We start from the raw sequence: 6,247 nt of genomic DNA, 5'->3' as shown, positions 1-6,247 counted from the left end.
AGCAGACGCAGCCGTTGTTCATCTGGATGATTTGCTCTTCGGTGTCGGCCACCAAAATTTCGGTGTCGATGTCTTCTTCGCCAAATTCGTTCTCGATCACGGCGATCTTCTGCTCATGGGCCTCGGTCAAGATGCGCTTGAGCAGAGTGGTTTTGCCGGAGCCCAAGAAGCCCGTCAAGATGGTGACGGGGATGAGGCCTTTTTGTGGGTTTGACATGGTGGTCGGGCTTGGGAGCAGAGGTGGCGCAGTAAATTCACTAGCCCACGATGTGGGGGCGGGTGACTGTCATGCAAGAGGGCCGTCATGTCAATCGGTTATTCTGCAAGACTGTGCAACTACGACACGCCCGTCCCTGTGTCTGACCCTCATCCTATAAAGCCCCCTCACCGGGGGGGGCAAAAAAGCGCCGTGGAGCCACGCGGCCGAACGCGCAATCTGTTCGAGCGCATGTTCGAATTTCTCCATCCTGGTCCGGACTCCAAGTCCGAGTTGATGGAGACGCTGGCCGAAGCCGAGCAGCGCGAGCTGATCGAGCCGGAGTCGCTGCAAATGCTCGAAGGCGTGTTGCGCATGGCCGAGCTGAGTGCCGGGGACGCGATGGTCGCCGCGCCGCGCATGGATCTGCTGGACATCGACGCCCCCTATGACGAGCTGCTGGCCAGCGTGATCGATGCCGGCCATTCGCGCTTTCCGGTGTTTGACGGCCAGCGCGACAACATCATCGGCATCTTGCTGGCCAAGGACCTGTTGAAAATCCAGCGCGCGCCCGAGTTGAATCTGCGTGCCTTGTTGCGCCCGGCCGCCTTCGTGCCCGAGAGCAAGGGCCTGAACGAGTTGCTGCGCGACTTCCGCTCGAACCGCAACCACTTGGCCATCGTCGTCGATGAGTTCGGCAACAACGCCGGCCTGATCACGATCGAGGACGTGCTGGAAGAAATCGTCGGCGAGATCGAGGACGAGTTCGACGACAAGGACGGCGAGTCCAGCATTTACACCCTGGCCGACGGCAGCCAGCGCGTCGCCGGCGACACCACCATCGCCGCGGTCAACCAGTCGTTTGGCGCACATTTTTCTGAAGAAGATTTCGACACCATCGGTGGCCTGATCGCCCAGCACCATGGGCGCGTGCCCCGGCGCGGCGAGACGGTCGAGGTCGGCGGCCTGCGCTTCTCGGTGATGCTGACCCGCGGCGGTTCGGTGCGCTGGTTCAAGGTGACCCGCGTCCAGCAGCACGTCGCTTGATGTTGGCGGGCTTCGCCGCGGCCCTGCTGGCCGGCACCGTTCACACGGCGGCCTTTGCACCGCTTGAGGCCTGGTATTTGCAGCTGTTCGCGCTGGCCTTGCTGGCGCGGCTGACCTGGCATGCCGCGCCGCGCCGCGCGGCCGTGTTGGGCGGCTTGTTCGGCCTGGGTTGGCTGGCCTCGGGATTCTGGTGGATCCATATCAGCCTGCATCAATTCGGCCACCTGCCTTGGCTGCTGGCGGCGCTGGCCGTGCTGTTGCTGGCGGCTTTTCTGGCTTGTTATTACGGCGCGGCGCTGGCCTTGGCGGCCTGGCTGCTGAGGTCAGCCCAACCCGTCTGGCGGATTTTTGTATGGCCGGCTTGCTGGCTGCTGGCCGAACTGGTCCGGGCGACCTTGATGACTGGCTTCCCCTGGTTGACGGCCGGCTATGCCCATACCGTCGGCCCGCTGGCGCTGTGGGCACCTTGGATAGGCGTTTATGGCATCACGGCCCTGGCAGCAGCCATCGCGGTCGCCTTGGCAGGGCTGTTTGCCCCCAAGGCCGCCTCGTCGCGGCGTCCGCCCCCCCGAGGGGGAGCAAGGAAACTTGGGGCGGCCCGGCGTTTCCTTGAGAGCTTGCGCCATTGGCGGCCGGCCGCCGTGATGGCCACGCTGCTGGGCTTTGGGCTGCTGTTGCCGCAGGACTTCAGCGTCAGCACCGGGCAGCTGAAGGTCAGCCTGCTGCAACCCAATGTGGCGCAGGAGCAGAAATTCGACCGCGAGCTGATGGCGGCCAATCTGGAGCGGCTGGCGCTGCAGATCGAGTCGGCGCGCGGCCAGGTTGTCGTGACGCCGGAGTCGGTGGTGCCGCTGCCGCTGGACTATCTGGACCCCGACTTCATTCAACGCATCGAGCGGGTGGCGGCGCAGCGGCCGCTGCTGCTGGGCAGCTTTTTGGGCGACGAGCAGCGCGGCTATGTCAACTCCCTGGTTGGCTTCGGCGGGCCGGTCGCGTACGACTACGGCAAGCGCCATCTGCTGCCCTTTGGCGAGTTCATACCGCCGGGCTTTGATTGGTTTGTCAAAGCGCTGCAGATCCCGCTCGACGACCAGGCGCGCGGCCAGCACCAGCGCAGCTTCGACGTGGCGGGCCAGCGCCTGCGGCCGCTGATTTGCTACGAGGATCTGTTCGGCGAGGACTTTGTCGCCAGCATGGTCGGCGACGGCGCCGCCACCGTGCTGGTCAACGCCAGCAATCTGGCCTGGTTCGGGACCCTGATGGTGCAGGACCAGCATCTGCAGTTCTCGCAAATGCGCGCGCTGGAGTTCCAGCGCCCGGTGATTCGCTCCACCAATACCGGCGCCACGGCCGTGGTCGACCACCGCGGCCGCATCACCGCGCGGCTGGCGCCGGCTGTTGCCGGCGTGCTGGAGGCCGAGGTCGAGGGCCGCAGCGGCAGCACGCCTTATGCGCGCTGGCTGAATGCCTTTGGGCTCTGGCCTTTGTGGCTGGCGGTGGCACTCGTGCTGGGTTTGGCCGGGTGGCGTCGTCGCGCCTCGTAGAATCGGGCGCAATATCCGCTCTTCAAGTGCGGCTTTTCTCAAATTACCGGTCATAGAAAATCACATGCTGAGCTTCCAGCAAATCATTCTCACGCTGCAGGACTACTGGTCAAGCCAAGGCTGCGCGCTGCTCCAGCCCTACGACATGGAAGTCGGCGCCGGCACCAGCCACACCGCCACTTTTCTGCGCGCCATCGGCCCCGAGCCCTGGAAGGCCGCCTATGTGCAGCCCAGCCGCCGACCCAAGGACGGCCGCTACGGCGAAAACCCGAACCGCCTGCAGCACTACTACCAGTACCAGGTCGTGCTCAAGCCGGCCCCGGCCAATATCCTGGAGCTCTACCTTGGCTCGCTGGAGGCGCTTGGTTTTGATCTGAAGAAGAACGATGTGCGCTTCGTCGAAGACGACTGGGAAAACCCGACCCTGGGCTGCTGGGGCTTGGGCTGGGAGGTCTGGCTGAACGGCATGGAGGTGACGCAGTTCACCTACTTCCAGCAGGTTGGCGGCATCGACTGCAAGCCCATCACCGGCGAGATCACCTAAGGGCTGGAGCGGCTGGCGATGTATCTGCAGGGCGTCGAGTCGGTCTATGACCTTGAATACACCCATGGATTGAAATACGGCGATGTGTTCCACCAGAACGAGGTCGAGCAATCGACCTATAACTTCGAGCACAGTGACGTCGAATTCCTGCTGACCGCGTTTGCGGCGCATGAGAAGCAATCTAAGCATTTGATGGGGCTGCAGCTGGCGCTGCCGGCCTATGAGCAATTGCTCAAGGCCGGGCACAGCTTCAACTTGCTGGACGCACGCGGCGCGATCAGCGTGACCGAACGTGCCGCCTATATCGGCCGCATCCGCAATCTGGCCCGTGCCGTTGCGCAAGGCTATCTGGACAGCCGCGCCCGCTTGGGCTTCCCGATGGCACCCAAAGCCTGGAGCGATGAAGTGCTGGCCCAGATCGAAAAGAAAGCAAAGGCCGCCTGAATCATGAGCGCCAATAACAAGAACCTGTTGATTGAACTGTTCGTCGAAGAGCTGCCGCCCAAGGCGCTCAAAAAACTCGGCGAGGCCTTTGCCGGCGTGCTGGTTGAGAGCCTGAAAGCGCAAGGTCTGGTCGGTGCCACAGCAGTCGCCTCCGCGATCGCAACGCCGCGCCGGCTCGGCCTGCATCTGAGCGATGTGGCGGCCAAGGCGGCTGACCGCGCGGTGCAGCAAAAGCTGATGCCGGTGGCCGTGGCCTTGACGGCCGACGGCCAGGCCACGCCGGCGCTGTTGAAGAAGCTGGCCAGCGTCGGCGCCGATGTGTCGGTGCTGCCGCAGCTGAAGCGCGCCATGGACGGCAAGGCTGAGGCCTTGTTCCTGGATCTGCTGCTGCCCGGCGCCACGCTGGCCGAGGGCTTGCAAAAGGCCTTGGACGAGACGCTGGCCAAGTTGCCGATTGCTAAGGTGATGACCTATCAGCTCAGCGACGGCTGGAGCGATGTGAAGTTTGTGCGCCCGGCGCATGGCATCGTCGCCCTGCATGGCGAGGACGCGATTGACGTTCAGGCGCTGGGCTTGCGATCCGGTCGCACGACGCGTGGCCATCGCTTCGAATCCCAGCTTGAAACCCTGACTATCAGCAGCGCCGACAGCTACACGACCCAGATGCGCGAGCAGGGCGCGGTGATCGCCGGCTTTGCCGAGCGCCGCGCCGAAATCAGCCGTCAGCTCGATGCCGCTGCCGCGCGCCAAGGCCTGAAGCCGATCGATGACGAGGCCTTGCTGGACGAGGTCACCGGCCTGGTCGAGCGGCCCAATGTGCTGAGCTGCCGGTTTGAAAAGGAGTTCCTGGCCGTGCCGCAGGAATGCCTGATCCTGACCATGAAGGCGAATCAAAAATACTTCCCGCTGCTGGATGCTGAAAACACGCTGACCAACCAGTTCCTGGTCGTCAGCAATATCAGCCCGGCCGACGCCAGCGCCGTGATTCAAGGCAATGAGCGGGTGGTGCGCCCGCGCCTGGCCGACGCCAAGTTCTTCTTCGACCAGGACCGCAAGAAGACGCTGGCCTCCCGCGTGGCGGGTCTGGCCAAAGTCGTTTACCACGGCAAGCTGGGCAGCCAAGGTGAGCGGGTCGAGCGTGTTCGATCGATCGCATGCGCGATCGCCGCGCAGTTGGGCGGCGGCGCGCTGACCGCGCAGGTTGACCAGGCCGCGCAGCTGGCCAAGACTGATTTGTTGACCGATATGGTCGGCGAGTTCCCCGAGCTGCAAGGCATCATGGGTGGCTACTACGCCCGCCATGATGGCTTGAGCGAGGCGGTTGCCCTTGCGATTGAAGACCATTACAAACCCCGCTTTGCCGGCGATGATTTGCCGCGCAATGAAGTCGGTTTGGTGGTGGCGTTGGCCGACAAGCTGGAGACCCTGGTCGGCATGTTTGGCATCGGTCAATTGCCGACCGGCGATAAAGACCCCTTCGCCTTGCGCCGCCATGCCTTGGGCTTGGTGCGCATGTTGAGCGAGCGCGCCGGCACGCTGAGCCTGGACGTCTTGATCGCAGCGGCGTTGCCGGCCTTTGGCTTGTCGATCAAGGACCCCAGTGTGGCCTTGAGCGAATTCATCTTCGACCGCCTGTCCGGCGCGCTGCGCGAGCAGGGCTATCGCGCACAAGAGGTCGATGCGGTGCTGGCCCTGAAGCCGCAGCGCCTGGCCGACATAACGGTCCGCCTGAGCGCGGTGCGTGCTTTTGCGGCCTTGGATGAGGCCGCCTCGCTGGCTGCCGCCAACAAGCGCATTGGCAATATCTTGAAGAAGAGCGAGCAGGCGGTGGAGGCGAAGATTGACGCGGCGCTGCTGCAGGAGCCGGCCGAGCAGGCCCTGGCCGCTGCGCTGGGAGCGGTCCAGCCGCTCAGCGATGCCTTCTTCCACAACGGCGAATATGCAGCGGCCCTGCGCGAGCTGGCGGCGCTGAAGGGCCCGGTCGATGCCTTCTTCGACGGCGTGATGGTGAATGCCGAGGACGCTGCCCTGCGCGCCAACCGGCTGGGGCTGCTCAAGACCTTGCACGAGGCGATGAACCGGGTCGCCGATTTGTCACGCCTGGCCAGCTGAACCACAAGGACGATTGATTGATGCGCACCGACCATAGCCACCCGATGAAGCTCGTCATTCTGGGACGAGACGGCACGCTCAATCTCTACCGCGACGACCATGTCAAGGCGGTCGAGGAGTTGCAGCCGCTGCCCGGCGCGCTGGAAGCGGTGGCGCGGCTCAACCAAGCCGGCTGGCACACGGTGCTGGCGACCAATCAGCCCGGCATCGGCCGCGGCCTGCTGGATATGGCCTCGCTGACCGCCATCCACATCCGCCTGAATCAGCTGTTAGCCGAGAAGGGCGGGCGGCTGGATGCCGCTTTCTTTTGCCCGCATACGCCGGAAGAGGGTTGCGACTGCCGCAAACCGCTGCCGGGCA

The 6,247-nt window shown here is 64.2% G+C and carries 5 protein-coding genes and 1 pseudogene; 5 read left to right on the top strand and 1 reads right to left on the bottom strand.

From position 1 onward, the window contains the following. Positions 1-217, bottom strand: a 217-nt coding sequence (locus tag RMO57_RS21860; RefSeq protein WP_310390294.1) for a GTP-binding protein, incomplete at its 3' end; no start/stop codon positions are given. 231 nt (positions 218-448) lie between these two features. On the opposite strand from RMO57_RS21860, the gene RMO57_RS21855 reads away from it, so the two are divergent. The 5 genes and pseudogenes from RMO57_RS21855 to RMO57_RS21835 all read left to right on the top strand — a co-directional run. Beyond that, a complete protein-coding gene (locus RMO57_RS21855) occupies positions 449-1,243 on the top strand; it encodes an HlyC/CorC family transporter (RefSeq protein WP_414896477.1) in 795 nt (264 codons plus the stop codon). After that, positions 1,243-2,787 carry an apolipoprotein N-acyltransferase gene (gene lnt, locus RMO57_RS21850; protein ID WP_310390290.1) on the top strand — a complete coding sequence of 515 codons (1,545 nt, stop codon included), beginning with the start codon at positions 1,243-1,245 and terminating at the stop codon, positions 2,785-2,787. Before RMO57_RS21855 ends, lnt begins: the two co-directional genes overlap by 1 nt. A 64-nt stretch (positions 2,788-2,851) precedes the next feature. Beyond that, positions 2,852-3,775, top strand: a pseudogene (glyQ, locus tag RMO57_RS21845) (glycine--tRNA ligase subunit alpha). Between the two features lie 3 nt (positions 3,776-3,778). Next, positions 3,779-5,887: a glycine--tRNA ligase subunit beta gene (gene glyS / locus RMO57_RS21840; protein WP_310390288.1), complete on the top strand. Its 2,109-nt coding sequence runs from the start codon at positions 3,779-3,781 to the stop codon at positions 5,885-5,887. 20 nt (positions 5,888-5,907) lie between these two features. Further along, positions 5,908-6,247 (top strand): HAD-IIIA family hydrolase (locus RMO57_RS21835; protein ID WP_310390287.1); only part of this gene is annotated, 340 nt, incomplete at its 3' end.

It is taken from the genome of Roseateles sp., from assembly GCF_031397715.1.
Taxonomy (GTDB): Bacteria; Pseudomonadota; Gammaproteobacteria; order Burkholderiales; family Burkholderiaceae_C; genus Paucibacter_A.
The sequence above is the reverse complement of the archived record's forward strand: the minus strand, read 5'-3'. Positions and strand labels throughout refer to the sequence as shown.

Excerpts from the sequence above, each read along its gene's own strand:
- RMO57_RS21855 (WP_414896477.1), top strand. The coding sequence starts at position 449 with ATGTTCGAATTTCTCCATCCTGGTCCGGACTCCAAGTCCGAGTTGATG.
- lnt (WP_310390290.1), top strand. The coding sequence starts at position 1,243 with ATGTTGGCGGGCTTCGCCGCGGCCCTGCTGGCCGGCACCGTTCACACG.
- glyS (WP_310390288.1), top strand. The coding sequence starts at position 3,779 with ATGAGCGCCAATAACAAGAACCTGTTGATTGAACTGTTCGTCGAAGAG.